The following is a 24,940-nucleotide window of genomic DNA, read 5'->3' on the forward strand; positions in this document are numbered from 1 at the left end:
GGGCAGGACGGTTCGAACCGTCCCGCCCCGCCCCTTTCGTCCCTCGCGTTCCTCGTGTAAGTGCGTGTCTAGTACATGCTGAGCAGCTGTTCGACCGAGAGTTCGGCGGCCGGTTGCCCGTCGGGCAGGGTGAGTTCGAACCAGACGGTCTTGCCGCGCGGAGTGCGCCGCGATCCCCAGGCCGCGCTGAGCAGCCCGACGAGCTGCAGCCCCCGGCCGCCCTCGTCGGTGTCGCGGGCGCGGCGGCGGCGCGGCTGGACCAGCCCGGCGTCCCACACCTCGCAGACCAGGGTGCGGTCGCGCAGCAGCCGGAGCCGGATCTCGCCCTCGCCGTAGCGCAGCGCGTTGGTGACGAGTTCGCTGACCAGGAGTTCGGTGGTGTCCACCAGGTCGTCCAGGTTCCACTCGGTCAGCCGCCGACGGGCCAGTTCACGGGCCCTGCCGACCGAACGCGGTTCCCGGGGCAGCGTCCAGTCGCCGACCGCTTCCTCCGGCAGCCCCTGGATGCGGGCCATCAGCAACGCGATGTCGTCCTCGCCGTGCCGGGTGTCCAGGGCGGTCAGCACGTGGTCGCAGGCCGCCTCCAGCCGCATCCGGGGTCCGGTCAGGGCGGTACGGAGCGCCTCCAGGCCCTCGTCCAGCGGATGGTCCCGCGACTCCACGAGGCCGTCCGTGTAGAGCGTGAGCAGGGCGCCCTCGGCGAGTTCGACCACCACTTCCTCGAAGGGTTCGCCGCCGACGCCGAGCGGCATCCCCGGCGGTACGTCGAGGAGCCTGGCCTCCTGGCCGGGTTCGACCACGGCCGGGGGCAGATGGCCCGCGTTGGCGAAGGTGCAGCGCCGGGTGACCGGGTCGTAGACCGCGTAGACGCACGTCGCGAGGTACACCTCGGAGAGGTCGGCCTCGCGCGACTTCTGGAGGGCGCGGGAGGGCCACTGGGTGCCGCCGCCCTCGGGGCGGTCGCCGCCGCCTGGGGTGCCGAGGCCGCGGGCGACCTCGTCCAGCGCGGAGAGCACCTCGGCGGGTTCCAGGTCCAGCAGGGCGAGCGTCCGTACGGCGGTGCGGAGTTCGCCCATGGCGACGGCGGCGCGCAGCCCGCGTCCCATGACGTCGCCGACGACGAGCGCGGTGCGGTGCCCGGGCAGTTCGATGACGTCGAACCAGTCGCCGCCGACCTCGGTGGCCGCGTTGCCGGGGAGGTAGCGGCAGGCGATGTCCAGGCCCGCCGCCTCCGGGGCGCCCGGCGGGAGCAGGCTGCGCTGGAGGATCAGGGCGCGCTCGTGCTCGCGGCGGTAGAGGCGGGCGTTGTCGATGCAGACGGCGGCGCGGGCGGCCAGCTCACCGGCCAGGTCCCGGTCGCGTTCGCCGAAGGGTTCGCTGCCCTTCGTACGGGAGAAGCGGACGAGCCCGACCACGGTGTCGTGGGCGACCATCGGCACCGCGAGCGTGGACCGGACGAACCCGAGGCCGTCGCCGGGCGCCTCGTGGACGCGGCCGGTACGCAGTGCGGTGGCGCAGGCGGAGGCGTGCGGGTAGCGGTGCACGGCTCCGAGGGCGGGCTCTTCCGCACCCGGTCCGGCTCCCCGCGCGCCGGCCGGGTGCTCGCCGGCCGGGTGCTCGCCGGCCGGGTGCTCGCCGGACCGCGCGGCCGGCACCTGGGCGTCCGGCGGGCCGGGTACCCGGCGGTGGGCGTCGGAGACCGCGCTGGCCTGGGCGACCCGGCGCAGCTCCGGCGAGGCCGCGCCGGGATCGGACGCGGGGCCGCCTGCGGGCGGGGCCTCGGCGCCGGTGAGCACGGCGGGGAAGAGATCGACGGTGGCGAGGTCGCAGAAGCCGGGAACGGCGACGTCGAGCAGTTCGCGGGCGGTGGTCTCCAGGTCGAGGGAGTTGCCGATGCGGGCGCTGGCCTCGTTCAGCAGCCGCAGATTGCGCCGGGCGCTGGCCGCCTCGCGGGCGGCGACGTGCCTGCTGGTGACGTCGGTGGCGAGTCCGGCGACCCCGGTGGGCCGTCCCGATCCGCTGTGGACCCGGTAGAGGTTCATCGACCAGTGGCGGCGGTCGGTGTCGCCGGGGACCGTGCCGATGAGCCGGAGGTCGGTGACGGACTCCCCGGTCGCCAGCACCCTTTTCAGGGTCTCCGTCAGCCGGTCGGCTTCGGGGCGGGTCAGATAGTCCTCGGCCTTGCGTCCCCGGTGGTCGGCGGCCAAGCCGCCGAAGACGGTGGCGAATCGTTCGTTCGCGCGGACCACGGAGAGGTCCTTGCCGAACAGCACGAACCCGAAGGGGGATTGGCCGAAAATTGCCTGTGAAGCGGCGAGGTCCGTCTCGATGCCGCGCAGCGCCCGCACGTCCACCACGATGCAGAGAGCGGCCCGTTCTCCGGCGGCCGTCACGCTGGGCATGACGTAGAGCTCGGCGAGCCCGCGTACGTCGTGCTCCCCGGGGATCCGGAACGGGACGAGGCCCGTCCACTCCTTGCCGTCCAGGATCTCGCGCAGCCGCCGGTGCCCCCCGCGGCGCAGCTCGGGAGGCATGAAGGCCTCCACGGGATCGCGGCCGATCACCTCGTCCGGACCCATGCCGAAGAGATCGGCGGCCCTTCCGCTCCATTGCTCGACCAGGCCGTCCGGGCCCATCGAGAAGGAGGCAACCCTGATGTACTCGTATATCGAGCCAGGCGGGCTGCTCTGCCACACGATGTCGCCCGCTGTCCCAGGTATCTCGCTCACGCGACCGTCCCCTCCAGCTCACACACCGGACCGGTCCTGTGCGCAGTATTCAGCACTACGGCCACTCCCGACACGGCGTTCACGATCACAGCAAGGTCTCAGTCCTTCTCGTCGGCGGCCCCGACCTCAGATGATCGCTGTGCGTCCCCCTCCACTCCTAACCAGACAGAGGCAGCTCGAACCACACCGTCTTCCCACTCTTTCCCTTGCGAGTCCCCCACCGGTGAGCGGAACAGGCCACCAGTTGGAGCCCTCGGCCCCCTTCGTCGTCGGGGCCGGCCCTGCGCCGGGTGGGGAGATCCGGAATCGGATCGGACACCTCCACCAGCAGGCCGTGGTCGTCGGGTGTGGCGTCCGGCGCGTCCGCGGGGGTGTCGCCGGGTCTCACCAGCCGTACTCCGATGGGCCCGGTGGCGTGGCGGAGCGAGTTGGTCACCAGTTCACTGACGAGCAGAACCGTGAGGTCGATGACCGGCGGGCCGAGCTCCCAGGCCCGCAGGGTCTCGCGGACCGCGTTCCGCGCACCCCGTACGGAGCCCGGCTCGGCGGGGAAGAACCACTCGGCGCTGCCGCCTTCGGTATCGATCACGCCGATCACTTCCCGGGGCCGACAGCGGATTCATCGTGCGAGGGGTCAGTGCGGACATACCCGAGATTCGTCATGAATCACCACAGATCGTCACCACGTAGGTCGTACGGGTGTACCGGGTCGCCGTGTCGGCTGCCGCCCGCGAGAAGACTCCGCGAAGACCCCGCAGACGCTCAGACCAGCGCTCAGACCAGCACGCCCGCCGCGTGGAGATCGTCGAAGAGCACCTGGTCGACCGGGGCTACGAACGGCCGGTCCGCGTAGGTGAACCAGGCCACCTCGTCGATCTCGTTGCTCGCGACCGGTGTGCCCTCACAGTCGCCGTAGTAGCAGCTCATCCGCACCACCACGCCGTCCGCGTGTCCGTGCGCCTGCGCCTCGTAGACGCCCGCGTGCACGACGGTCGCCGGATCGAGGGTGACCGCCAGCTCTTCCTCGACCTCCCGCAGCAGGGTCTGGAGGTCGCTCTCCCCCGGCTCCCTCTTGCCGCCGGGGATGTAGAAGACGTCCTTCCCCTTCGACCGCGCGCAGAGAATCCTGCCGCTCTCCACTCGTACCCACGCCACCGTGTCGATCAGGGCCGGCATCGCTCCGCCTTCGTTCCCCGGCCTGGCGATCAGGCCGGTCAGGCCGGACCTTACCTTCGCGCGGCGGCGCGTTCCGAGCCCGGGGGGCGTGCGCCGGTGCGGGTGCACAGGGGCCGCGCGCGGGGCGACCGCGGTACCGGCCGGGCGAACGACGACGGCCGGGCACCCCCTGGTCAGGGAGGGTGCCCGGCCGCCGGAACGCGGTTCGGTCAGGGGCGGGCGGTCTCACCCGCGCGTTCGACCCAGTAGAGCTGCTGGTGCTCCCGGGTGTCGAACCCGTCCGCGACCTTCTGCGCCTCTTCCTGCGTGGCGTACCGGCCGACGCGGTACGTACTGCCGTTGATGTCCTGCCGTATCACCAGCCACGGGAGGACAGCTGCGCTGTCACTCATCGTGCTCCTCCCGAGCATGCTGCCCCTCTCCCCACCGGTCTGCACATCTCATAGGACGATCCCCAGGAAATCGCTGTGCGCATATGCCGGAGCGTACGCCTGACCTTCACTCAGCGAATGCGGAATCGCACAAAGGGATACGGAACCGGCCATACACGGGGCGCATCCGTCCGGATGCGCCCCCGGAGCGGAGAACGGGACCCTACCGAGCCGCTCGGGGAGTCGATCACACCGGGCGCGAGTCCTCTCGGGCAGCAGAGGCGGGACCGGCCACCGGGATCGTGGGCAGGGGCATCAGCACCGGTCCTGCGGCCGGCGCCTTGCGGCAGACATCGCCGCAGGTGGCGTCCAGCGAGCAGCAGAGCGAGCAGACGGGACCCGCGTGGGCGGGGCAGTCGGCGATGTCCGGCAGCTCGTACGCCGTCTCGCAGACCGCGCAGGTGTGGGTGGCGGTGATGTCCTCGACCGCCACGCCCGGGCCGTTCACCGGATTGGGCCGGGCCAGGTAGTACCTGCCCTTCGTGGCCCAGGCGATCAGCGGGCAGAGCGTCACCGCGAGCCCTGCGGCGATGAAGGTGGAGAAGGCTTCCGCGTACTGACCGAAGAGGCCGAAAAACGCCAGGATCGAGACGGTCGACGCGATCACCATGGCACCGAAGCCCGCCGGATTCACCGCGTGGAGGTACGCCCGCTTGAACTCGATGTACGGCGGACTGAGCCCGATCCGCTTGTTGATGACGAGGTCGGCGGCGACCGCGGCGATCCAGGCGATGCCGACGTTCGAGTAGAAGCCCAGCAGCTTGTTGAGGGCCGCGAACATGTCCATCTCCATCAGCGTCAGCGCGATGGCGAGGTTGAGGAAGATGTACCAGACCCGGCCGGGGTGCCGGTGGGTGACGCGGGAGAAGAAGTTCGACCAGGAGAGCGAGCCGCTGTAGGCGTTCGTCACGTTGATCTTGACCTGGGAGACGATCACGAAGATCGCCGCCGCCGGCAGGGCGAACCCGCCGAGCCAGGGCCTCAGCGCCTCGATCTGCGGGGCGATCGGCTCCAGCGCGTGCGTCTTGCCGACCGCCTCCAGCGCGACGAAGGCGAGGAACGCCCCGCCGAGCTGCTTGGCGGCACCGATGATCACCCAGCCGGGCCCGGCTGCCAGCACCGCGAGGTTCCAGCGGCGCTTGTTGGCCTCGGTCTTCGCGGGCATGAAGCGCAGGTAGTCCGCCTGCTCGCCGATCTGCGCGATCAGCGAGAGCGCCACCCCGGTGCCGAGGCCGAATCCGAGCCAGGAGAAGCCGGAGCCGGCCCCCTCCGTACCGCCGAAGGAGCTGAACGAGCCCCAGGCGTCCGGGGCCTCGAAGGCGAGCACCAGGAACGGCAGGATCATGCCGATGATCCAGACGGGCTGGGTCCACGCCTGCACCTTGGCGAGCGCGCCCATCCCCCGGAACACGATCGGGATCACGATCAGCGTGGTGAGCAGATAGCCGAGCTGGACCGGGAGCCCGATCGCCTGGTGCATGGCCTGCGCCATGATCGAGCCTTCGAGCGCGAAGAAGATGAAGGTGAACGACGCGTAGATGAGCGAGGTCAGCGTCGAACCGAAGTAGCCGAAGCCCGCACCCCGGGTCACCAGGTCCATGTCCAGGCCGTACGTCGCGCAAGCCCGGGCGATGGGGATGCCGGTGAGGAAGATGATCGCGGCGGCGGTCAGGATCGACGCGAGACCGCTGCTGAAGCCGTAGGTGAAGACGATCGACGCACCGATCGCGAAGTCCGCGAGATAGGCGATGCCGCCGAGCGCGGTGCCCGCGACCGTCCCGGGCGACCAGCGCCGGAAGGAGTGCGGGGCGTAGCGCAGCGAGTAGTCCTCGCGGCTCTCGTCGGCGGCGAGCGCCGCGTAGCTGCGGGCCGGTCCTCCTGAGCCGGACGCGCCCTCGGGGCGCTGGTGCGCGGGGTGCTGGTGCTCGGGGTGCTGCGACTCGGTGCGTGGCGGGGACTGCGGGGTCTCGGCCGTGGTGGGTGGGGCGATGTCCGTCATGGAGGGCTTCCCGTCCGTCGGTCCGTTGGTGCGGCGACGGACCGGAAGGTAGGAGCCGGACATGACGGGCCGCGGACGCCGGGCGTTGCCCGGGAGTTACGGGAGGTGACGGGGGGTTAAGTCTGTGTCACCTCGGGTGGACGCGCCGCACCGCACAGCGGTCGGCCGCCCGCGACGGGTCGCGTCGCGGGCGGGGACGAGCCGTTCGGAGGGAGTCGGGCGGATCGGAGCCCGCGGGGAGTGGGCCCGCTGGTTCTGGGACCTGACACCGCAGGTCAGCGCGTCGAGCGTCCGCCCGTTGTCCTTCTGCGGACCCTTACTTGACCGGCAGGTGGTAAGCGACGCGGTAGCGGTCGGCGGGGACGACCACGTCGGCGGTCTCGACCGCACGCCCGCCCGCGTAGTAGGTGCGCTCGATGACCAGGACCACGTGGCCCGGTACCCCGCCGAGGTCGCCGAGTTCGTCCGCCAGCCCCGGCCGGGCGCCGACCTCCTCCGTCACGTTGTCCACCACGATGTCGATCGCGGCCATGCGGTCGACCACCCCGCAGCCCCCCAGCGGCCCCTCCTCGGGGAGCATCACCGGGGTCCGCCCGGTGACCGAGAGCGGCTCCCAGGAGGTCGAGAGCATCATCGGCTCACCCGCGTCCCGGAAGACGTACCGGGTGCGCATCACCCGTTCACCCGGCTGGATGCCGAGGCGCGCGGCGACCTCCGGGCCGGCCTCCTCCTGTTCGCTCCGGGACTCCCAGGTGCCCCGGACGCCGTCCGCGCTCTGCTCCTGGCGGAACGGGCTGGCTCCGATCCCCGGGCGGTACCCGGACCGGGCGATCCTGCGGGGCACCGGACGGGCCCGGACGTACGTGCCGGAGCCGGAGCGCCCCTCCACCAGCCCCTCGGCCATGAGGACCTTCCGTGCCTCCAGCGCGACGGTGTCCGAGACGCCGTACTCCTCGCGGATGCGCGCCTGGGACGGCAGACGGGTATGGGGCGGCAGCGCACCCTTGACGATCTTCTCCCGCAGATCGCTCGCCACGCGCAGATAGGCGGGCTGCTCACCGAAAGTCACTGGCCACTCCCAACACGTTGACAGACCGCAACAGAGTCGCAACCGTGAGTGGCCCAGGACAAGCAATGGCCAGAGTTTCACTCGAAGTGGTGATTCAGGGGTGCTCCGTGCATGGTCCGAAGTGCATCACCACAGCTCTTCCGGCCGTTCTCTGCCCACTTCGCGCCCTCCGCAAGCCCCCGGAGCCCGAGGAAGTGACACGTGCCTCCCCGGGCGACCGGTCCGGGGGCGGCCGCCCGGGCCCACGTCGGCCGTGTGCGGGGAGTACGCGGGCCACGTGTCCTTCCCGATCGGCGCCCGCGCCGTCCCGGCGGCTGGCAGGCTGGCCCCATGCCCGTACCGGTGACCGCTCCTCAGCCCCTGCCGCCGTACCGCTGTCCGCTGGACGGAACCCTGGCCGAGGTCGCCTCCGCCCCCTGGTGCTGCCCCCGGTGCCGTGGCCCGTGGGACCTCGACTTCGCCCCCTCGGGGCCGTTCGACCAGGACGCCCTCGCCCGTCGCGTCAACTCCCTGTGGCGCTACCGGGAGGCGCTGCCGCTCGCCGGCCCCGCCGTCTCGCTCGGGGAGGGACGTACCCCGCTGGTCGAGCTCACCGCCACCGTCTCGGCGAAGCTGGACCACCTCATGCCGACGCTCTCCTTCAAGGACCGGGGCGCGGTGATGCTGGCCGAACTCGCACGGCGCCTCGGCCCGGCCCGGGTCGTCGCGGACAGCAGCGGCAACGCGGGCACCTCGGTGGCCGCCTACTGCGCCCGAGCCGGTCTGCCCTGCACGGTGTACGTCCCCGAGGGCACCTCGGCCAAGAAGACCGAGCAGATCCGGGCCCACGGCGCGCGGCTGGAGATCGTCCCCGGAGACCGTACGGCGACCGCGCTCGCGGCCCGTGCCGCCGCCGACGAACCGGGCACCTTCTACGCCTCGCACGTCTTCAACCCGTACTTCCTGCACGGCACCAAGACGTACGTGTACGAACTCTGGGAGGACCTCGGCGGCCGGCTCCCCGACGCCCTGGCCGTCCCGGTCGGCAACGGCACCCTGCTGCTCGGCGCCGCCCTCGCCACCGCCGAACTCCTCGCCCTGGGGCTCGTCGACCGGCGTCCGGCGCTGATCGCCGTCCAGGCCGAGGCGGTCTCCCCGCTGGCCGCCGCCTTCCACGCGGGCGCGACCTCGCTGCTCCGGCCGGCCGCCCCGGCGCCGACCCTCGCGGAGGGCATCGCCATCGCGGAACCGCCGCGCGCGGAGCAGATCCTGGCAGCGGTACGCGAGTCCGGAGGCACCTTCCTCACGGTGACGGAGGGGCAGATCCGCGAGGCGCAAAGGGACCTGGCCCGGCGCGGGCTCTACGCCGAGACCACGGCGGTGGCCTGCTGGGCGGCGGTCGGCGACTGGACGGACGGCAGCATCGTGGTCCCGGTGTGCGGAGCGGGGCTCAAGACGGGGATGGCCGCGTGAGGAGGCGTCAGTCGGCGACCCAGTAGGTGTCGTGCTTGATGAAGAACTCCGCGCGCTCCTCCTCGGACCAGTGGACGGCCTCGGCCACCTTCTCGAAGTACTCCTCCCTCGGAGCTCCCGGGGCGAAGAGCAGGAGCATCGAGGCGTCCGCGTCGGCGTCGTTGCGGAAGCCGTGCAGTCCGCCCTGCGGAACGTGCACGAAGTCGCCTTCGGTGGCGTCGATCCACCGCTCGCCGTCGTAGATCCGGACGGTGCCGCCGAGGATGAAGAAGGACTCGGAGATCGCCCGGTGGAAGTGGGTGGCGGGGCCGCCCGCCCGGGGTGCCATGTCCACCCGGTACAGCCCGAACGCACCGTTCGTGGCGGTGCCCTTGGCCAGATAGTGGGTGCGGTTGCCGTTCGGGGCGGCCAGTTCGGCGGCGGCGCCCGCCGGCCGGTAGGTGGCGCTGACGACACCCTGGCCGTCCTTGTACACCGGGTCCGGGTAGGACATGATCCCCGCCTTCTCACGCGCCGGACCGGGGCTTCCACGGCCCGGCTGCTCCGTTCGGAGGACGGCCCGTCGGCCGCCCGCTCGCCTTGCGCGGTGTCAGGCGCGCCGTGACGGGCGCCCGCCGGTCGCGTCCCTATTTTCGTACGGGTGAGACACGCGCGCACCTCCCTCGTCGGTTGCCTGGCCACCGTTTCGGCCCTGATCGTAGCCCCCGGCCCCGTGGCCGCCCACGGAACGGAAACGGCCCCCTCCTCCTGCGCGGCCCCCGGCACCCGGACCGCCGCCCCTCCAGGCGTCACTGACGCCGCGTGGGAGATGGCCTCCACCCGTTTCGGCGAGGCCGGGGGGTACGACCCGTACGTCGGCAACGGCTACCTCGGCCACCGCGTCCCGGCGACCGGGGCGGGTTACGCGGTCCACCCGGAGAAGACCGGCTGGCCGCTGTACACCCCGCGCTACGACGGGGCTTTCGTCACCGGGCTGTACGGGGCCGAGCCCGGCACCACCGAGGGGCGCGAGGTGCTCGCCGCACTGCCGAGCTGGACCCCGCTCGACCTCCGCGTCGGAACGGAGACCTTCGGCGCCGACACCCCGCCCGGCCGGATCTCGGACTACCGCCAGACCCTCTTCCTCGCCTGCGGGCTGGTCCGCACCTCACTGCGGTGGACCACGGCGGACGGCAGGGCCACCGACCTGGTGTACGAGGTCCTGACGGACCGCTCGGACGTGCACGCCGGTGCCGTACGGCTGACGCTGACGCCCCGGTGGACCGGCACGGCCACGGTCACCGGCCGGCTCGACGGGCGGGGCGCGCGCCGGATGGCGGTGGCGGACGACGGGACCTTCCGCACGCACGGCACCGGGGTCGAGGGGGCGGTCGTCCAGACCGTGCGGCCGGATGCGGGCCCGGGGCTCGTGCGGGACCTGCGGGTGCGCGCGGGGCGGTCGTACACCGTCGAGAAGTACGTCGGCGTCGACACCGCCCTCACCTCCGCCGCCCCGCTCGCCTCGGCGCGCGCGGCCTCCCGGCGGGCCGCCGGGCGCGGCTGGGCCCGGATGCTCGCCGACAGCGCGGCGCTCTGGCGGCGCGACTGGTCGTCCGACGTGCTGGTGCCGGGCAGCCCGGACCTCCAGCGATGGCTGCGGGCGGCCCAGTACGGGCTGCTCGCCGCGACCCGTACCAGCGCCTCGGACAGCGTCGCCCCGGCCGGTGCGACCAGCGACAACTACGCGGGCATGATCTTCTGGGACGCCGAGACGTGGATGTACCCGGGGCTGCTCGCCACCCGCCCCGAACTCGCCCGCACCGTGGTGGAGTACCGCTACCGCACCCGGGACGCGGCCCGCGCGAACGCCGCGAAGCTGGGGTACGACGGGCTGTTCTACCCGTGGACCAGCGCGAGCCGGGGCCGTCTCGACTCCGAGTGCCAGAGCTGGGACCCGCCGCACTGCCTCACCCAGAACCACCTCCAGGGCGATGTGGCGCTCGCGGTGTGGCAGTACTGGCTGGCCACCGGCGACCGCGCCTGGCTGGCGGAGCGCGGCTGGCCGCTGCTGAGCGGGATCGCCGACTTCTGGGCCTCCCGGGCGACCGCGAACCCGGACGGCAGCTGGTCGATCGTGAACGTCGCCGGTCCCGACGAGTACAGCAACGGCGTCACCGACGGTGTCTACACCAACGCGGTCGCCGCGACCGCCCTGCGCGACGCCGTCCGCGCCGCGGCCCTCCTCGGCCACCCGGCCCCCGACGCCTGGCGGCGGGTCGCGGACGGGCTGCGCATCCCGTACGACCCGGAGCGCAAGATCTTCCTCCAGTACGCGGGGTACACCGGCTCGACGATCAAGCAGGCGGACACGGTGTTGCTGACGTACCCGCTGGAGTGGCCCATGGAGCCGGGCGCCGCCGCCGCGACCCTCGACTTCTACGCCGCGCGCACCGATCCGGACGGCCCGGCCATGACGGACTCCGTGCACGCGATCGACGCCGCCGCCATCGGGGAGCCCGGGTGTGTCGCGTACACCTACCTCCAGCGTTCCGTACGCCCCTTCATGCGCGGCCCGTTCGGCCTGTTCTCCGAGGCGCGTGGCGCCAAGTCCGGTGCCTCGGACCCGCTGTCGGGGTTCCCCGCCGAGGACTTCCTCACCGGCAAGGGCGGCTTCCTCCAGGTCTTCACCCACGGCCTGACCGGACTGCGGCTGCGCGAGGACGGCATCCGGCTCGACCCCGTCCTGCCGCCCCAACTGCGCGCGGGCGTCACCCTGAAGGGGCTGCGGTACCGGGGCCGTACCTACGACATCGCGCTCGGACCCGCCACCACCGCGGTCCGGCTGACGTCGGGCGCGCCCTTCACCGTGCACACCCCGGCGGGCCCGAGGCGCCTGTCCGGCACCCTGGTGCTCCCCACCCGCCGTCCTGATCTCGCCCCCACCGACGACCTGGCCCGCTGCCGCCCGGCCACCGCGGACTCCGAGTCCCCCGGGCTCTACGCCGAGGCCGCGGTGGACGGCTCCCCCGCCACCGCCTGGTCCCCGGACGGGGCCACCGGCACGCTGACGGTCCGGCTGGACCGGGCGCTGCGGATCACCTCGGTGGCCCCGGTGTGGAGCGACGTACCGCCCGCCGCCCACACCGTGGAGACCTCGGCGGACGGCCGCACCTGGCGCCCGTACACCCCGGGCGCGACGGCCCGCGAGGTGCGGGTGACGGTGGTCTCGGCGGACCCGGCGAAGCCGGCGGGGATCACGGAGCTCAGGGTGGGGTAGAGCGGCGGGAGGGACTCCGCCAGGGGCTGCCCGGTCCACCGGAGCTCCCGCGCTTTCCGGGTCGAAGCCTGCCGCCGGTGCTGGGAGGATGGCCGACATGGACATCCGGCGCAGGAACAACGTCTCCGTCACCGGCAACCCTCGGGGGCGCGCGGTGGTACTGGCGCACGGTTTCGGGTGCGACCAGAACATGTGGCGCCTGACCGTGCCCGCCCTGGCCGAGAACTACCGGGTGGTGCTCTTCGACTACGTCGGGTCAGGCGGATCCGACCTCTCGGCGTGGAGCGAGGAGCGCTACTCGTCCTTGAAGGGGTACGCCCGGGACGTGGTGGAGGTCTGCGAGGAGCTGGATCTGGAGCAGGCGGTGTTCGTGGGGCACTCGGTCAGCGCCATGATCGGGGTCCTGGCGGCCCAGGAGGCACCCGACCGGATCGGCGCGCTGGTGATGGTCACCCCCTCGCCCCGCTACATCGACGGGGACGGCTACAAGGGCGGCTTCAGCGCCGAGGACATCGACGAACTGCTGGCCTCGTTGGAGCTGAACTATCTGGGCTGGTCCGCCACGATGGCCCCGCTGATCATGGGCAATCCGGACCGGCCCGCTCTGGGCCAGGAGCTGACCGACAGCTTCTGCGCGACGGACCCGGACATGGCGCGCGCCTTCGCCCGCACCACCTTCCTGTCCGACAGCCGCGCGGATCTGGCGGGCGTGACGGTACCGACGCTGGTCCTGGAATGCGCCCAGGACATGATCGCGCCGCCGGAGGTCGGGGCTTACGTGCATCACGCGATCGGCGGCTCGACCCTGGTCACCCTCGACGCGACCGGCCACTGCCCCCAGCTGTCGGCGCCCGACGCCACCAACGCGGCGATCACCGAGTTCCTGGCCGGCCTGGGATGACGGACCGGGCGGGGCCGGAGCCAGACCCCTCCCGCAGGGACGACGCGTTCGCGGAGCTCCTGGAACCCAGCGCCGAGGAGCTGTACGAGAGCGCTCCGTGCGGATATCTGTCCACGCGCATGGACGGCACGGTGGCGAAGATCAACACCACCCTGCTGGACTGGCTCGGCCTCGCGCGGGAGGCGGTGGTGGGCCGGATGCGCTTCGTCGACCTGCTGACCGTCGGTGGCAGGCTGTACCACGAGACGCACTTCGCCCCGCTGCTGCGCATGCGCGGCCGGATCAGCGGCATCGCCCTCGACATCAGGCAGTCCGACGGGGGGAGGATGCCGGTGCTCGTCTCGGCCGTGGTCAAACACGACGCCGCCGGCGACCCGCTGCTGATCCGCATCACCGTCTTCGACTCCCGTGACCGCCGCGGCTACGAGGAGGAACTCCTGCGGGCGCGCCGGGCGGCCGAGGAAGCCACCCGGCGCGCCCAGGACGACCGCACCAGGCTGCAGGACGCCCTCGCGGTACTGCAGCAGGCGCTGCTGCCCGACACCCTGCCGCCGGTCCCCGGCATGGAGGCCGCCGCGCACTACCACACCGCTTCCCCCGACCGGCTCGGCGGCGACTTCTACGACGTCTTCCCGGTCGACGCCACCCGCTTCGCCTTCTTCCTCGGCGACGTGTGCGGCAAGGGCCCCCAGGCCGCCGCCGTCACCGCGCTGACCCGCCACACCCTGCGTGCCGCGGCCCTGCACGACCCCGATCCCGTATCGGCCCTCTCCACGCTCAACACGGTGCTGTACGAGCGCTACTCGGGCGGCCCGGACCCCCGCTACTGCACCGCGGTCTTCGGTGTACTCGCACCCGGCCCCGCCACCGGTGAGGTAGACGTCCACCTCGCGTCGGGCGGTCACCCGCCGGCGCTGGTGCTGCGCGCCGACGGCCGCGCCGACTACCTGCCCACCCCCGGCGGCCTCCTGGTGGGCGTCCTGCCCGACCCGGAGTTCGTCACCGCCGACACCCGGCTCACCCCCGGCGACACCCTCCTCCTCTACACCGACGGCCTCACCGAGGCCCGCACCGGCCCGGACGGCACCGGCTTCTACGGCGACGAGGCGCTGCGCGCCTTCGCCCGAGGCCGGGCCGGCGAACCCGCCCACGCCGTCATCGCCGCTCTGACCGGACTGCTGGACAGCTTCGGCGAGGGCGTGAACGACGACACCGCCCTGCTCGCCCTGGGCGTTCCGGCCGGCGGGGCGGCGGGCCGGGGTGCGGACGGGCCGAAGTCCTCCGCCTGAAGCCCCGGGTACGCCCGTCGTCACGGACCGGGCTCTCGGCGCGCTTCCCCTCCGACCGGGCCGGGCCGGGCCACTGTCAGTGGCTGCTGATTCCCTGACGTCATGAGCACTCTGCGCGAAACCGCCGCCCGTCTCCCCGGCCCCGACGAACTCCGCTCCCACCTGCGCGCGTTGGCCGTCCTGGACGCGACGATCGGCGACGAACCGCAGTACTGCTGCTACGGCTTCCACGCCGACTGGGGCCCCGGCGAAGAGGCCGCCCTGATGGACAACGGCTCGGGGGACGACTTCTCGGTCGTCTTCACCCCGTCCGGCGTGCTCATACGCGGCTTCGACCACGAGTCGAGGATGAGCCCGTACGCGACGGACGACGAGGAGGTCTGGCCCGGCGTCATCGACGAGGTGCCCGCCGTGCTGAGACCGCTGCTGGACGAACCCGCCTTCCGCGAGGAGGACATCGACGTCCCCCGCGTGACCACCTGCCTGTGGCGCACGTCGGACGACACACAGTGGCGGACCGGCTCGGCCATCGACTTCCCGCCCGGCGTCGAGGACCCGGACGGCTCGGCCTACCTCTTCCGCCTCCTCACCGACCGCTCCCCCGAGGCCGTCCAGTCGTACTTCGAGGACTACTACGAGCGCCCCGTCCCCCTCGACGCCATCCGCCACGTCCTCGCCGGACGTCCCCTCACCCCCGAGATCACCACGGCGCTCGCTCCGTAGGCCCCCTCCAGCACCCTCTGCGTTCCGCCCCTCACACGGGCCAGGCGGTCAGCAGATCGCCGGGACCGTAGGCGGCATCGACTCCCGTGCAGTCGACTCCGCTGCGCGAGACCGCCACGACGGGAACCGGTGCGTCGGTGAGGGCGGCCCGATGCCGATGGAGGGCCGCCAGGTCGTGCCGGTCGAAGGGCGACCGCTCCAGCCACTTGATGGAGCCGACGAAGAGCAGCTCCTTGGCGACGGGGCCCCGGTCCGCCCCGACGATGTCGATCTCAACGTCGTTGGTACGGGTCCAGTAACCACCCACCGCAGGGGCTGCGGGCAGCCGGTCGTCTGGCAGTATCCGCGCCAGGGCCTCCCGGACGAGGGGCTCGACGGCGCGTCCACGCCAGCTGGTCCAGTTCTCCCGGACACGCGCCAGGGTGAGATCGCCGCGCCCGCGCTCGATCTCCTCCATGGACGGCCCGAGCAGGTGGAGCCAGAACCGCAGATAGGGGTCGGCCACCCGGTAGCGTCGGTCCTTCGACGGGCGCGGCGACACGGGAAGCTCCGCAGCGACGACGCGCTTGTCCGTGAGCAGTTCCAGCGCGCGCGACAGAGGTGTGGCCCCGATTCCACCGGCCGCGCGGGCGATGTTGGTGAACGTCCGCTCGCCGCTGCCGATCGCTCCCAACACCGTGCGCGCCTGGGCCTGCGGGGGGAACTCGGCGGCCAGCGACCGCTCGGCCGACACCAGCAGGGCAGAGAGCGGGTCACTCAGCGCCTCGCCGAGGAAGTCCCAGAGCCCGGCACCTCGCGGCCATTCCGCGCAGATCAGCGGCAGTCCGCCGGTGACCAGAGCGGCGTCGAAGGCCTCCGCCGGCTCCAGTTGGAGCATCTGCCCGACCTCGGCAGGGTTCAGCGACCCCAGAACCATTTCCCGGCCCCGCTGATGGAAGGGGCGCCCGTAGGCGTTCAGGGTCTCCATCATCGACAGGTCCGAACCGATGAGGACGAGGAGGACCGGCTTGGTCTCCAGTACCCGGTCCCAGGCCCGTTGCAGCATCCCCTCGAAGGCGCCGCCGGCGTCCATCAGATACGGCACCTCGTCGATGACCACCACGCTGGTCCGGTCGGCGGGCAGCGCGGCGGCCAGCACGTCGAACGCGGAGTCCCAGCTCTCCGGCCGCGAGGCGGCCACGAGGTGGGCCAGCGGAAGCGTCGACACCTGGGCGTCCCTGGCCAGGCGCGCGAGATCGTCCACCGGGGACGCGCCGGTCGCCGCGTAGAACAGGAACGGGGCTCCGGAGCGTTCCGCGAAGCGCTCGACCAGTCGCGACTTGCCCACCCGGCGCCGCCCGCGCAACAGCACGCACCGACCGGGCCGCTCCCCGCCGACCCCTGCCGCCACCTTCCCCAGCTCTCGCTCCAGCGCCGCCAGCTCCTGGCGACGGCCCACGAAGTCCGCCACGACCATCAACCTCCACACATGTTACTAACATTCACGTGAGTAACATCAATGTTAGCATCATCGCATCGCGCTGCAGGACGGCACGACACGAGGAGGGAGGCAGAGGAAGAACTTCCCGGCCACCGAGCAGGAAGTCCCGGACCGCCTTCCCGCCTCTGCCGCCGACGCCACCGTCGACCGCTCCCTCCCGCGCGTTCTCGACGAGGAGGACTTCGCCTCTCGACCGAGGCCCGGAACGCTTGCGACTCGTCGAGACACCCGAGGGGGCGAAGGTGACGATGCATCAGAACATCCAGCACCTGTCCAGCAAAAGGGGCCGACTCCCGAAAGAGCCGGCCCCTCGCCACCCGCAGACTTGGCGAACCAGCCAGCCTGCAGTGACGACGTGACTACACGTTGAAGCGGAACTCCACCACGTCCCCGTCCTGCATGACGTACTCCTTGCCCTCCATGCGGGCCTTGCCCTTCGCGCGGGCTTCGGCGACCGAGCCGGTCTCGACCAGGTCGGCGAAGGAGATGATCTCCGCCTTGATGAAGCCCTTCTGGAAGTCGGTGTGGATCACACCGGCCGCCTCGGGGGCCGTGGCGCCCTTCTTGATCGTCCAGGCGCGGGTCTCCTTGGGGCCTGCCGTGAGGTAGGTCTGGAGGCCGAGGGTGTCGAAGCCGACGCGGCCGAGGGTGGCGAGGCCGGGCTCTTCCTGGCCCATGGACTGGAGGAGCTCCAGGGCTTCGTCGTCGTCCAGCTCGATGAGCTCGGACTCGATCTTGGCGTTGAGGAAGATGGCCTCGGCCGGGGCGACCAGGGCGCGCTGGGCGTCCTTGAACTCCTCGTCGACCAGCTCGTCCTCGTCGACGTTGAAGACGTAGAGGAACGGCTTGGTGGTGAGGAGGTGCAGCTCGTGGAGGAGCCGGCCCTTCTCGGTGGCGGCGGTGATGCCGGCGGCGAAGAGCGTCTGGCCGGACTCCAGGATCTTCTGGGCCTCCTCGACCGCGGCCAGGACGGCGACCTTCTCCTTCTGGAGACGGGACTCCTTGGTGAGGCGCGGGACGGCCTTCTCGACGGACTGGAGGTCGGCGAGGATCAGCTCGGTGTTGATCGTCTCGATGTCGTCCTTGGGCGAGACCTTGCCGTCGACGTGGACGACGTTCTCGTCCTTGAAGGCGCGGATGACCTGGCAGATCGCGTCGGACTCACGGATGTTCGCGAGGAACTTGTTGCCCAGGCCCTCGCCCTCGCTGGCGCCGCGCACGATCCCGGCGATGTCGACGAAGTCGACCGTGGCGGGGAGGATCTTCTGCGAGTTGAAGATCCCCGCGAGCGTGTTCAGCCGGGGGTCGGGGACACCGACCACGCCGACGTTCGGCTCGATGGTGGCGAACGGGTAGTTGGCCGCCAGTACGTCGTTCTTGGTCAGGGCGTTGAACAGGGTCGACTTGCCGACATTCGGCAGACCGACGATTCCGATCGTGAGCGACACGTTGGCGACTTCCTGGAGTGAGGACGGGGCACAGGGGCGGAGCGTGCCGGGCCGGGCCCGGCCGTGGACCGATTCTCCAGTTTACGGGCGGGGCCGACCGTGCCGTCACGGGTCCGGAGGGATGCGGCGGTGCCCCTCCCGCCGGAGCCGAACGCCGAACAGGGTCCTCATTCGGCCGTGTGACGTCGAACGCAGCCCCAAGCTCGGCCAAAGCGCGTGTTCAATGCCTGATTCACCCGGTTCCGCGACCTACGTTGTCCAGGTGGAGCAGCACAGGACTCGTCCCCCGCAGCGCAGGCAGCCCCAGGAGCCCTCGGCGGCCCCGGTTCCTCCGGGCGGCGGTGCGCCTCTCGTCGAGAGTTCGGCCGTCTACCGGGTGGTCGGCACGCCCGGCGCGCGGCGGAGCGTACCTCCCGTGGCGCTCGCGCTGCGCAGACTCCCCGCTCCCCGGCTGACCGGCATCGGTGCGGGGCTCTTCGCCACCGCTGTGATGTTCGTACTGGCCTGCCTGGTCCGGCTGCTGTTCGACTCGTCCGTGCTCGTCTACGGGGTGCTGTTCGTGCCCGTCAGCGCGCTGACGGCGCTCTGGGTGCGGCCCGCCGACCTGGTGACCGCGCCGATCAGCGTGCCGATCGCCTTCGCCGTCGGTGTGCTGCCCGTGGCCGGGGGCGACGGCGGGTTCGGCGGCAGGCTGATGGCGGTCGTCACCGCGCTCGCGGTGCACGCGGGCTGGCTGTACGGGGGCACCCTGGTCGCCGGAGTGATCGCGACCGTGCGCAAGGTCCGGCAGATGCGGCAGCGGCAGGTCCTGCTCGCCGCGAAGGCGCTCCGGCCCGCCGTGTCTCCGGTGGCCGGGGACCGGAACGCGAGCACCGACGGGCGCCCGGAGGACCGGCCGGACCGGGGCGAGCGCCCCCGTCCGGCGAAGGCCCGCCCCGCCTCCGGGATGCGCGGCGGGCCCGTGGGACGGAGCACGGCCCGCCGCACTCCACAGGCGTGAGGACGCACACGCGGCCCCTGGTACGGAGCCTGCGGGCGCGCCCTGCCCGCGAGGGAACGGCGCGCCCCGCACCGTGAAGGGGCGCTACTTCCCCGCCGCGCGGGCCGCCATGGCCGCGCCGACGATGCCGGCGTTGTTCTGCAGCTGGGCCGGGACCATTTCCGCCCGTACGTGCTTGACGAGTGGCAGGAACTTCTCCGCCTTGCGGCTCACCCCGCCGCCGATGATGAAGAGCTCGGGCGAGAACAGCATCTCCACGTGGGCGAGGTACTTCTGCACCCGGTGCGCCCAGTGCTCCCAGCTCAGGTCGTGGTCCTCCTTGGCCTTGGTCGACGCGTGCTTCTCCGCGTCGTGGCCGTTCAGCTCCAGGTGGCCCAGCTCGGTGTTGGGCACGAGCTGCCCGTCGGTGAAGACGGCGGAGCCGATGCCGGTGCCGAAGGTGAGCATGATGACCGTTCCCTTGCGGCCCTTGCCCGCACCGAAGGTCATCTCGGCGACGCCCGCCGCGTCCGCGTCGTTGAGGATCGTCACGGGACAGCCGAGCCGCTCGGAGAGGAGCGCGCGGGCGTCCAGATCGACCCAGCCCTTGTCGACATTGGCGGCGGTGCGGGTGACGCCGTCGGTGACCACGCCGGGGAAGGTGATGCCGACCGGTCCGGACCAGTCGAAGTGGCCGACGACCTCGGCAACGCAGTCGGCGACACCCTCGGGTACCGCCGGGTGCGGTGTCAGCACCTTGTGGCGCTCCTGCGCCAAGTCCCCACGATCAAGGTCCACGGGAGCGCCCTTGATCCCTGAACCGCCGATGTCCACGCCGAAGATCTCCATGGGCACCACGGTAAGGGCAGCGGACGCCTCGCACGCCCCGAGCGGCCGGTACGTACGTAAAGGTCCTGTGGGATGCGCGTAGAACGTCCTGCGGACCGCACGCGGAGCGCGGCCGTCCGGTACGCCTCGGCGCTGTGACGCCTCGGTGCTGTGGACGGCCGCGCGTGCGCGGAACTACGGCCGCCCGCTCGCAGAGCTACGGCCGCGGCTTCGCGGAGTCACTGCTGGGCGGCGAGGGCGGCGGCCTCGGCGCGCAGGTCGCGGCGGAGTTCCTTGGGCAGCGAGAAGGTGATCGACTCCTCGGCCGTCTTGACCGTCTCGACGTCCGCGTAACCGCGCTCGGCGAGCCACTCCAGCACGCCGTCGACGAGGACGTCGGGGACGGAGGCGCCGGAGGTGAGGCCGACCGTGGTGACGCCTTCCAGCCAGGCCTCGTCGATCTCGGAGGCGAAGTCGACCAGGTGGGCGGCGGGGGCTCCGGCGTCCAGGGCGACCTCGACCATGCGGATCGAGTTGGAGGAGTTCTTGGAGCCGACGACGATGACCAGATCGGCGTCCTCGGCCAGCTTCTTCACGGCGACCTGGCGGTTCTGCGTGGCGTAGCAGATGTCGTCGCTGGGCGGGGAGAGCAGGTTCGGGAACTTGTTCTTCAGGGCGTCGACCGTCTCCATCGTCTCGTCCACCGAGAGCGTGGTCTGGGAGAGCCAGACCACCTTCGACTCGTCGCGGACCTGGACATTGGCGACGTCCTCGGGGCCGTCGACCAGGGTGATGTGGTCGGGGGCCTCGCCGCTGGTGCCGATGACCTCTTCGTGGCCCTCGTGACCGATCAGGAGGATGTCGTAGTCCTCCTTGGCGAAGCGGACGGCTTCCTTGTGGACCTTGGTGACGAGCGGGCAGGTGGCGTCGATCGTGGCGAGCCGGCGCTCGGCGGCCTCGGCGTGGACGGTCGGCGCGACGCCGTGCGCGGAGAACATCACGATGGAGCCCTCGGGGACCTCCGCGGTGGTCTCCACGAAGATCGCCCCCTTCTTCTCCAGGGTCTGCACGACGTACTTGTTGTGCACGATCTCGTGGCGCACGTAGACCGGGGCCCCGTACTGCTCCAGGGCCTTCTCGACGGCGATCACGGCACGGTCCACGCCCGCGCAGTAGCCACGGGGAGCGGCGAGCAGGACACGGCGGGCAGGGGTGGCAGTCATGCGTCCCATCGTAAGGCCGTACCGAACAGGCGCGGGCTCGGTCCGGTCGGGAGACTGGGCCTTGATCACCGGGGTACGAGCCCGGCCGCGCCGGCGGGCCCGTCCGCCGGGCCGGACACCATGGAGGGCCGATGCCGGAAACCGGAACGGGCAGCAGCGCGCGACACGGACTGCGCCGCACGCTCGGATTCAGGGACCTGGTGGTCTACGGGCTGCTGTTCATCGCTCCGATGGCCCCGGTGGGTGTGTTCGGCACGCTGGACGCGAAGTCCGGCGGTGCGGTCGCGCTCGTGTACGTCGTGGCGACGGTCGTGATGGCCTTCACGGCGTTCAGTTACGCCCAGATGGTGCGGGTCGCCCCGAAGGCCGGGTCGGTGTTCACGTACGCCCGCAAGGGGCTCGGCGAGGTGCCCGGGTTCATCGCCGGGTGGATGGCGATGCTCGACTATCTGCTGATCCCGGCGGTCGCCTACCTCTTCTCCGGGATCGCGATGAACGCGCTGGTCCCGGAGGTGTCGCGGTGGGTGTGGACGGCCGTCGCGGTGGTGCTGACCACGGCGCTCAACCTGTGGGGGGTGCGGGCCGCCGCGCGGGTCGGCTTCGCGGTGCTCGCGCTGGAGATCGCGGTGCTGCTGGTGTTCGTGGTGTCGGCGGTGGTGGTGCTGGCGCGGGACGGCGCGCAGCGCGGCTGGCTGTCGCCGCTGTCCGGCGATTCGGGGTTCTCGACGACCGCGGTGATCGGGGCGGTCTCGGTGGCCGTCCTCTCCTACCTGGGCTTCGACGCCATCGCCTCGTTCGCGGAGGAGGTGACGGGCGGGTCCGCGAAGGTCGCGCGGGCGGTGCTGTTCTGTCTGGTGATGGCGGGGGCCCTCTTCGTGGTGCAGTCGTATCTGGCGGCGCTGCTGGAGCCGGTCTCCTCGGCGGAGCTGGCGGCGGATCCGGCGGCGCAGGGGTCGGCGTTCTACGACGCGGTGGACGCCTCGGTCGGAACCTGGCTGCACGACCTGGTCGCGGCCAGCAAGGCGGTCGGAGCGGCGTTCGCGGCGCTGGCGGGGCAGGCGGCGGCCGGGCGGCTGGTCTTCGCGATGGCGCGGGAGCGGCGGCTGCCGTCGTTCCTGGCGCGGGTCGACGCGAAGTCGGGGGTGCCGAGGGTGGCGGTGCTCTGCGCGGCGGTCGTCACGCTGGTGGCGGCGGTGTGGGCGGCCCGGCGCGACGACGGGCTCGACCATCTGGTGTCCGTGGTGAACATCGGTGCGCTGACCGCGTTCGTGCTGCTGCACGCGTCGGTGGTGGGCTGGTTCGTGGTCCGCCGGATGGAGGGCGTGCCGAGCTGGTGGCGCCATCTGGTGGTGCCGGTACTGGGCGCGGCGGCGCTGGTCGCCGTGATCGTGGAGGCGACGACGAGCGCGCAGGTGGTGGGTGCCTGCTGGCTCGCCGTGGGGCTCGTGGTGGTGGCGGTGCAGGGCGGACGGCGTACCGGCGGGGAGGAGGAATCCATGGGCCGCGGCGGGGGCACCCGGCCCGGTGCGTGAACGGGCCCGCTGTCCGCGGTGGCGGTTACGCTCGCCCGTATGGCTCTCAACACGTCCGCGGAAGCCCCGCTGCCCGTCGGTGAGGTGTCCCGGCTCATCGGCGGCTGGATCGACCGGCTCGGCGCGGTCTGGGTCGAGGGGCAGATCACGCAGCTCTCGCGGCGGCCGGGGGCGGGCGTCGTCTTCCTGACGCTGCGCGACCCGGCCCACGACATCTCGGTGGGCGTGACCTGCTTCCGGCAGGTCTTCGACCGGATCGCGGACGTGGTGACGGAGGGTGCGCGGGTCGTGGTCCTGGCGAAGCCGGAGTGGTACGCGCCGCGCGGCCAGCTCTCGCTCCGGGCGACGGAGATCCGTCCGGTCGGCATCGGTGAGCTGCTGGTACGGCTGGAGCAGCTGAAGAAGTCGCTCGCCTCGGAGGGGCTGTTCGCGCTGGACCGGAAGCGGCCGCTGCCGTTCCTGCCGCAGTTGATCGGGCTGGTCTGCGGGCGGGCTTCGGCCGCCGAGCGCGACGTCCTGGAGAACGCGCGCCGACGCTGGCCCGCGGTGCGGTTCGAGGTGCGCAACACCGCCGTCCAGGGCGTCCACGCGGTCAACCAGGTGGTCCAGGCGGTCCAGGAGCTGGACGGCATGCCCGAGGTGGACGTGATCGTCGTCGCGCGGGGCGGTGGCAGCGTGGAGGACCTGCTGCCGTTCTCCGACGAGGCGCTGATCCGCGCCGTCGCCGCCTGCCGTACGCCGGTGGTGTCCGCGATCGGGCACGAGCCGGACTCCCCGCTGCTGGACCTGGTCGCGGACCTGCGCGCGTCCACGCCGACGGACGCGGCGAAGAAGGTCGTACCGGACGTGGGCGAGGAGCTGGACCGGGTCCAGCAGCTGCGGGACCGGGCGCTGCGGAGCGTGCGCGGGCTGCTGGAGCGCGAGGAGCGGGGGCTCGCGCAGGCACTCGGCCGACCGTCGATGGAACGTCCGCAGCGGCTGGTGGACGAGCGGGCCGCCGAGGTGGAGGCGCTCACGGGGCGTAGCCGCCGGGTGCTGGGGCATCTGCTGGACCGGGCCGACTCGGAGATCGCGCACACCCTGGCCCGGGTGGTCTCGCTCTCCCCCGCGGCCACCCTGGAGCGCGGTTACGCGGTGCTCCAGCGGGCGGACGGCCATGTGGTGCGCGCCCCGGCGGAGGCCGGCGCCCCCGGCGAGGTGCTGCGGGCACGGGTGTCGGAGGGCGAGTTCGCGGTACGGGTGGAGGGGTGAGCGGGCCCGTGGCACCGGGTGGACGCCTCCGGGTTCCGGACCGGGACCGCTGTCGGTGCGCGCACATAGAGTGGGCGGCATGACGGACGACGGGACGACCACCGCCGGTGCGACCGGCACGCTCGGTTACGAGCAGGCGCGCGACGAGCTGATCGAGGTCGTGCGCCGGCTGGAGACGGGCGGCACCACGCTGGAGGAGTCGCTGGCGCTCTGGGAGCGCGGCGAGGAGCTGGCGAAGGTGTGCCGCCGATGGCTGGAGGGTGCCCGCGCCCGCCTCGACGCGGCCCTGGCCGGTCCGGACGACAAGCGCGGGGACGCGTCGCCGGGCGAGTAGGCGTGCGCGGCGGCCGGGGAGTCGCCCTCCGCCGGGGCGGGTGGGTCTCGCACACGTGGCGGGAGGCCGTGACGCTCACGGCCGGCGCTGTGGCGTGCCTCACCTCGACCCGCGATTAGTTGAAAGTTAATCTACCTCTCGGCTACGGTGATCACATCGCTCGATCCCGTACGCCCCGAAGGTGGTTCGTCCATGTCCCTCGCCCTTGACCCCGCCGCGCAGGCCCTCCTCTTCACCGAGGCCCGCACCGCCAACACCTTCTCCGACGAGCCGGTGACCGACGAGCAGGTCCAGGCGATCTACGAGCTGGTCAAGTACGGCCCCACCGCCTTCAACCAGTCGCCGCTGCGTGTCGTCCTGGTCCGCTCCGAGGAGGGCCGCGCCCGCCTCGTCGAGCACATGGCCGAGGGCAACCGCCCGAAGACCCTCGCCGCGCCGCTGGTCGCGATCCTCGCCGCCGACAACGAGTTCCACGAGGAGCTCCCGGCGCTCATGCCGCACTTCCCGCAGGCCAAGGACGCGTTCTTCTCCGAGCGCCCGGTCCGCGAGCAGTCCGCCGCGCTGAACGCCGCGCTCCAGGCCGCCTACTTCATCGTCGGCGTCCGCGCCGCCGGCCTGGCCGCCGGCCCGATGACCGGCTTCGACGCCGCGGGCATCGAGAAGGAGTTCCTCGACGCCGACCACAAGCTGCTCATGGTCGTCAACATCGGCAAGCCGGGCGAGGACGCCTGGTTCCCGCGCCTGCCGCGTCTGTCGTACGACGAGGTCGTCACCACCGTCTGACCGGTCCGGCCCGACCGGCCGCGCCCGACGAAAAGCCCGGAACACCTGAAGGTGTTC

Annotated in this window: 21 protein-coding genes; 10 read left to right on the forward strand and 11 right to left on the reverse strand. The window is 72.1% G+C overall.

Features of this window, described 5'->3' with window-relative positions; translation table 11 throughout:
- Nucleotides 1-68: 68 nt before the first annotated feature.
- The 6 genes from ACFWEP_RS12085 to ACFWEP_RS12110 all read right to left on the reverse strand — a co-directional run bounded on the left by ACFWEP_RS12085 (nt 69) and on the right by ACFWEP_RS12110 (nt 7,404).
- Nucleotides 69-2,696, reverse strand: coding sequence for a SpoIIE family protein phosphatase (locus ACFWEP_RS12085; RefSeq protein WP_387369121.1), 2,628 nt, complete (start codon nt 2,694-2,696; stop codon nt 69-71).
- Nucleotides 2,697-2,886: 190 nt separating this feature from the next.
- Nucleotides 2,887-3,327, reverse strand: a complete 441-nt coding sequence (locus tag ACFWEP_RS12090) for an ATP-binding protein (protein ID WP_387369083.1) — start codon at nt 3,325-3,327, stop codon at nt 2,887-2,889.
- A gap of 176 nt (nt 3,328-3,503) precedes the next feature.
- Nucleotides 3,504-3,905, reverse strand: coding sequence for an NUDIX domain-containing protein (locus ACFWEP_RS12095; RefSeq protein ID WP_387369085.1), 402 nt, complete (start codon nt 3,903-3,905; stop codon nt 3,504-3,506).
- A gap of 209 nt (nt 3,906-4,114) precedes the next feature.
- Nucleotides 4,115-4,315: an SPOR domain-containing protein gene (locus ACFWEP_RS12100; protein WP_266708603.1), complete on the reverse strand. Its 201-nt coding sequence runs from the start codon at nt 4,313-4,315 to the stop codon at nt 4,115-4,117.
- Between the two features lie 208 nt (nt 4,316-4,523).
- Nucleotides 4,524-6,335, reverse strand: a complete 1,812-nt coding sequence (locus tag ACFWEP_RS12105) for a purine-cytosine permease family protein (protein WP_387369088.1) — start codon at nt 6,333-6,335, stop codon at nt 4,524-4,526.
- Between the two features lie 316 nt (nt 6,336-6,651).
- Nucleotides 6,652-7,404 (reverse strand): GntR family transcriptional regulator, encoded by a 753-nt coding sequence (locus tag ACFWEP_RS12110; protein ID WP_387369090.1) that lies wholly within the window; start codon nt 7,402-7,404, stop codon nt 6,652-6,654.
- 330 nt (nt 7,405-7,734) lie between these two features.
- On the opposite strand from ACFWEP_RS12110, the gene ACFWEP_RS12115 reads away from it, so the two are divergent.
- The gene (locus tag ACFWEP_RS12115) at nt 7,735-8,856 is read left to right on the forward strand and encodes a threonine synthase (RefSeq protein ID WP_387369092.1); all 1,122 of its coding nucleotides are present in this window, start codon (nt 7,735-7,737) and stop codon (nt 8,854-8,856) included.
- 7 nt (nt 8,857-8,863) lie between these two features.
- Here ACFWEP_RS12115 and ACFWEP_RS12120 read toward each other — a convergent pair whose 3' ends face one another.
- Nucleotides 8,864-9,349 (reverse strand): cupin domain-containing protein, encoded by a 486-nt coding sequence (locus ACFWEP_RS12120; protein ID WP_387369094.1) that lies wholly within the window; start codon nt 9,347-9,349, stop codon nt 8,864-8,866.
- Between the two features lie 315 nt (nt 9,350-9,664).
- On the opposite strand from ACFWEP_RS12120, the gene ACFWEP_RS12125 reads away from it, so the two are divergent.
- From ACFWEP_RS12125 to ACFWEP_RS12140, 4 genes are all read left to right on the forward strand, one after another.
- A complete protein-coding gene (locus ACFWEP_RS12125; RefSeq protein ID WP_387369096.1) occupies nt 9,665-12,112 on the forward strand; it encodes a discoidin domain-containing protein in 2,448 nt (815 codons plus the stop codon).
- A 97-nt stretch (nt 12,113-12,209) separates the two neighbouring features.
- Nucleotides 12,210-13,013 (forward strand): alpha/beta fold hydrolase, encoded by an 804-nt coding sequence (locus ACFWEP_RS12130; protein WP_387369098.1) that lies wholly within the window; start codon nt 12,210-12,212, stop codon nt 13,011-13,013.
- Entirely contained in the window at nt 13,010-14,302 is a 1,293-nt protein-coding gene (locus tag ACFWEP_RS12135; protein WP_387369100.1) for a PP2C family protein-serine/threonine phosphatase, read from the forward strand. Before ACFWEP_RS12130 ends, ACFWEP_RS12135 begins: the two co-directional genes overlap by 4 nt.
- Nucleotides 14,303-14,404: 102 nt before the next feature.
- Nucleotides 14,405-15,025 (forward strand): hypothetical protein, encoded by a 621-nt coding sequence (locus ACFWEP_RS12140; protein WP_387369102.1) that lies wholly within the window; start codon nt 14,405-14,407, stop codon nt 15,023-15,025.
- 31 nt (nt 15,026-15,056) lie between these two features.
- Here ACFWEP_RS12140 and ACFWEP_RS12145 read toward each other — a convergent pair whose 3' ends face one another.
- On the reverse strand, nt 15,057-16,475 hold the full coding sequence (locus tag ACFWEP_RS12145; RefSeq protein WP_387369104.1) for an ATP-binding protein: 1,419 nt from the start codon (nt 16,473-16,475) through the stop codon (nt 15,057-15,059).
- Between the two features lie 389 nt (nt 16,476-16,864).
- Nucleotides 16,865-17,953, reverse strand: coding sequence for a redox-regulated ATPase YchF (gene ychF / locus ACFWEP_RS12150; protein WP_328719630.1), 1,089 nt, complete (start codon nt 17,951-17,953; stop codon nt 16,865-16,867).
- A gap of 262 nt (nt 17,954-18,215) precedes the next feature.
- Here ychF and ACFWEP_RS12155 point away from each other — a divergent pair, with 262 nt between their 5' ends.
- The gene (locus tag ACFWEP_RS12155) at nt 18,216-18,953 is read left to right on the forward strand and encodes a DUF6542 domain-containing protein (protein WP_387369107.1); all 738 of its coding nucleotides are present in this window, start codon (nt 18,216-18,218) and stop codon (nt 18,951-18,953) included.
- 84 nt (nt 18,954-19,037) lie between these two features.
- On the opposite strand, the gene ppgK is transcribed toward ACFWEP_RS12155, so the two are convergent.
- Both ppgK and ACFWEP_RS12165 read right to left on the reverse strand, forming a co-directional pair.
- On the reverse strand, nt 19,038-19,781 hold the full coding sequence (gene ppgK / locus ACFWEP_RS12160; protein WP_387369109.1) for a polyphosphate--glucose phosphotransferase: 744 nt from the start codon (nt 19,779-19,781) through the stop codon (nt 19,038-19,040).
- A gap of 218 nt (nt 19,782-19,999) precedes the next feature.
- Nucleotides 20,000-20,992 (reverse strand): 4-hydroxy-3-methylbut-2-enyl diphosphate reductase, encoded by a 993-nt coding sequence (locus ACFWEP_RS12165; RefSeq protein WP_387369111.1) that lies wholly within the window; start codon nt 20,990-20,992, stop codon nt 20,000-20,002.
- 122 nt (nt 20,993-21,114) lie between these two features.
- Between ACFWEP_RS12165 and ACFWEP_RS12170 the strand changes: the two genes are divergently transcribed.
- From ACFWEP_RS12170 to ACFWEP_RS12185, 4 genes are all read left to right on the forward strand, one after another.
- On the forward strand, nt 21,115-22,515 hold the full coding sequence (locus tag ACFWEP_RS12170; RefSeq protein ID WP_387369113.1) for an APC family permease: 1,401 nt from the start codon (nt 21,115-21,117) through the stop codon (nt 22,513-22,515).
- A gap of 39 nt (nt 22,516-22,554) precedes the next feature.
- Complete coding sequence (gene xseA / locus ACFWEP_RS12175) at nt 22,555-23,766, forward strand: exodeoxyribonuclease VII large subunit (RefSeq protein WP_387369115.1); 1,212 nt, start codon at nt 22,555-22,557, stop codon at nt 23,764-23,766.
- 79 nt (nt 23,767-23,845) lie between these two features.
- Nucleotides 23,846-24,100, forward strand: a complete 255-nt coding sequence (locus ACFWEP_RS12180; protein WP_387369117.1) for an exodeoxyribonuclease VII small subunit — start codon at nt 23,846-23,848, stop codon at nt 24,098-24,100.
- Nucleotides 24,101-24,292: 192 nt separating this feature from the next.
- Complete coding sequence (locus ACFWEP_RS12185; protein ID WP_387369119.1) at nt 24,293-24,883, forward strand: malonic semialdehyde reductase; 591 nt, start codon at nt 24,293-24,295, stop codon at nt 24,881-24,883.
- Nucleotides 24,884-24,940 lie beyond the last annotated feature (57 nt).

The organism is Streptomyces sp. NPDC060198 (genome assembly GCF_042728415.1).
GTDB lineage: Bacteria > Actinomycetota > Actinomycetes > Streptomycetales > Streptomycetaceae > Streptomyces.

Excerpts from the sequence above, each read along its gene's own strand:
- ACFWEP_RS12095 (WP_387369085.1), bottom strand. The coding sequence starts at position 3,905 with ATGCCGGCCCTGATCGACACGGTGGCGTGGGTACGAGTGGAGAGCGGC.
- ACFWEP_RS12100 (WP_266708603.1), bottom strand. The coding sequence starts at position 4,315 with ATGCTCGGGAGGAGCACGATGAGTGACAGCGCAGCTGTCCTCCCGTGG.
- ACFWEP_RS12105 (WP_387369088.1), bottom strand. The coding sequence starts at position 6,335 with ATGACGGACATCGCCCCACCCACCACGGCCGAGACCCCGCAGTCCCCG.
- ACFWEP_RS12115 (WP_387369092.1), top strand. The coding sequence starts at position 7,735 with ATGCCCGTACCGGTGACCGCTCCTCAGCCCCTGCCGCCGTACCGCTGT.
- ACFWEP_RS12120 (WP_387369094.1), bottom strand. The coding sequence starts at position 9,349 with ATGTCCTACCCGGACCCGGTGTACAAGGACGGCCAGGGTGTCGTCAGC.
- ACFWEP_RS12125 (WP_387369096.1), top strand. The coding sequence starts at position 9,665 with ATGGCCTCCACCCGTTTCGGCGAGGCCGGGGGGTACGACCCGTACGTC.
- ACFWEP_RS12130 (WP_387369098.1), top strand. The coding sequence starts at position 12,210 with ATGGACATCCGGCGCAGGAACAACGTCTCCGTCACCGGCAACCCTCGG.
- ACFWEP_RS12135 (WP_387369100.1), top strand. The coding sequence starts at position 13,010 with ATGACGGACCGGGCGGGGCCGGAGCCAGACCCCTCCCGCAGGGACGAC.
- ACFWEP_RS12140 (WP_387369102.1), top strand. The coding sequence starts at position 14,405 with ATGAGCACTCTGCGCGAAACCGCCGCCCGTCTCCCCGGCCCCGACGAA.
- ppgK (WP_387369109.1), bottom strand. The coding sequence starts at position 19,781 with ATGGAGATCTTCGGCGTGGACATCGGCGGTTCAGGGATCAAGGGCGCT.
- ACFWEP_RS12165 (WP_387369111.1), bottom strand. The coding sequence starts at position 20,992 with ATGGGACGCATGACTGCCACCCCTGCCCGCCGTGTCCTGCTCGCCGCT.
- ACFWEP_RS12170 (WP_387369113.1), top strand. The coding sequence starts at position 21,115 with ATGCCGGAAACCGGAACGGGCAGCAGCGCGCGACACGGACTGCGCCGC.
- xseA (WP_387369115.1), top strand. The coding sequence starts at position 22,555 with ATGGCTCTCAACACGTCCGCGGAAGCCCCGCTGCCCGTCGGTGAGGTG.
- ACFWEP_RS12180 (WP_387369117.1), top strand. The coding sequence starts at position 23,846 with ATGACGGACGACGGGACGACCACCGCCGGTGCGACCGGCACGCTCGGT.
- ACFWEP_RS12185 (WP_387369119.1), top strand. The coding sequence starts at position 24,293 with ATGTCCCTCGCCCTTGACCCCGCCGCGCAGGCCCTCCTCTTCACCGAG.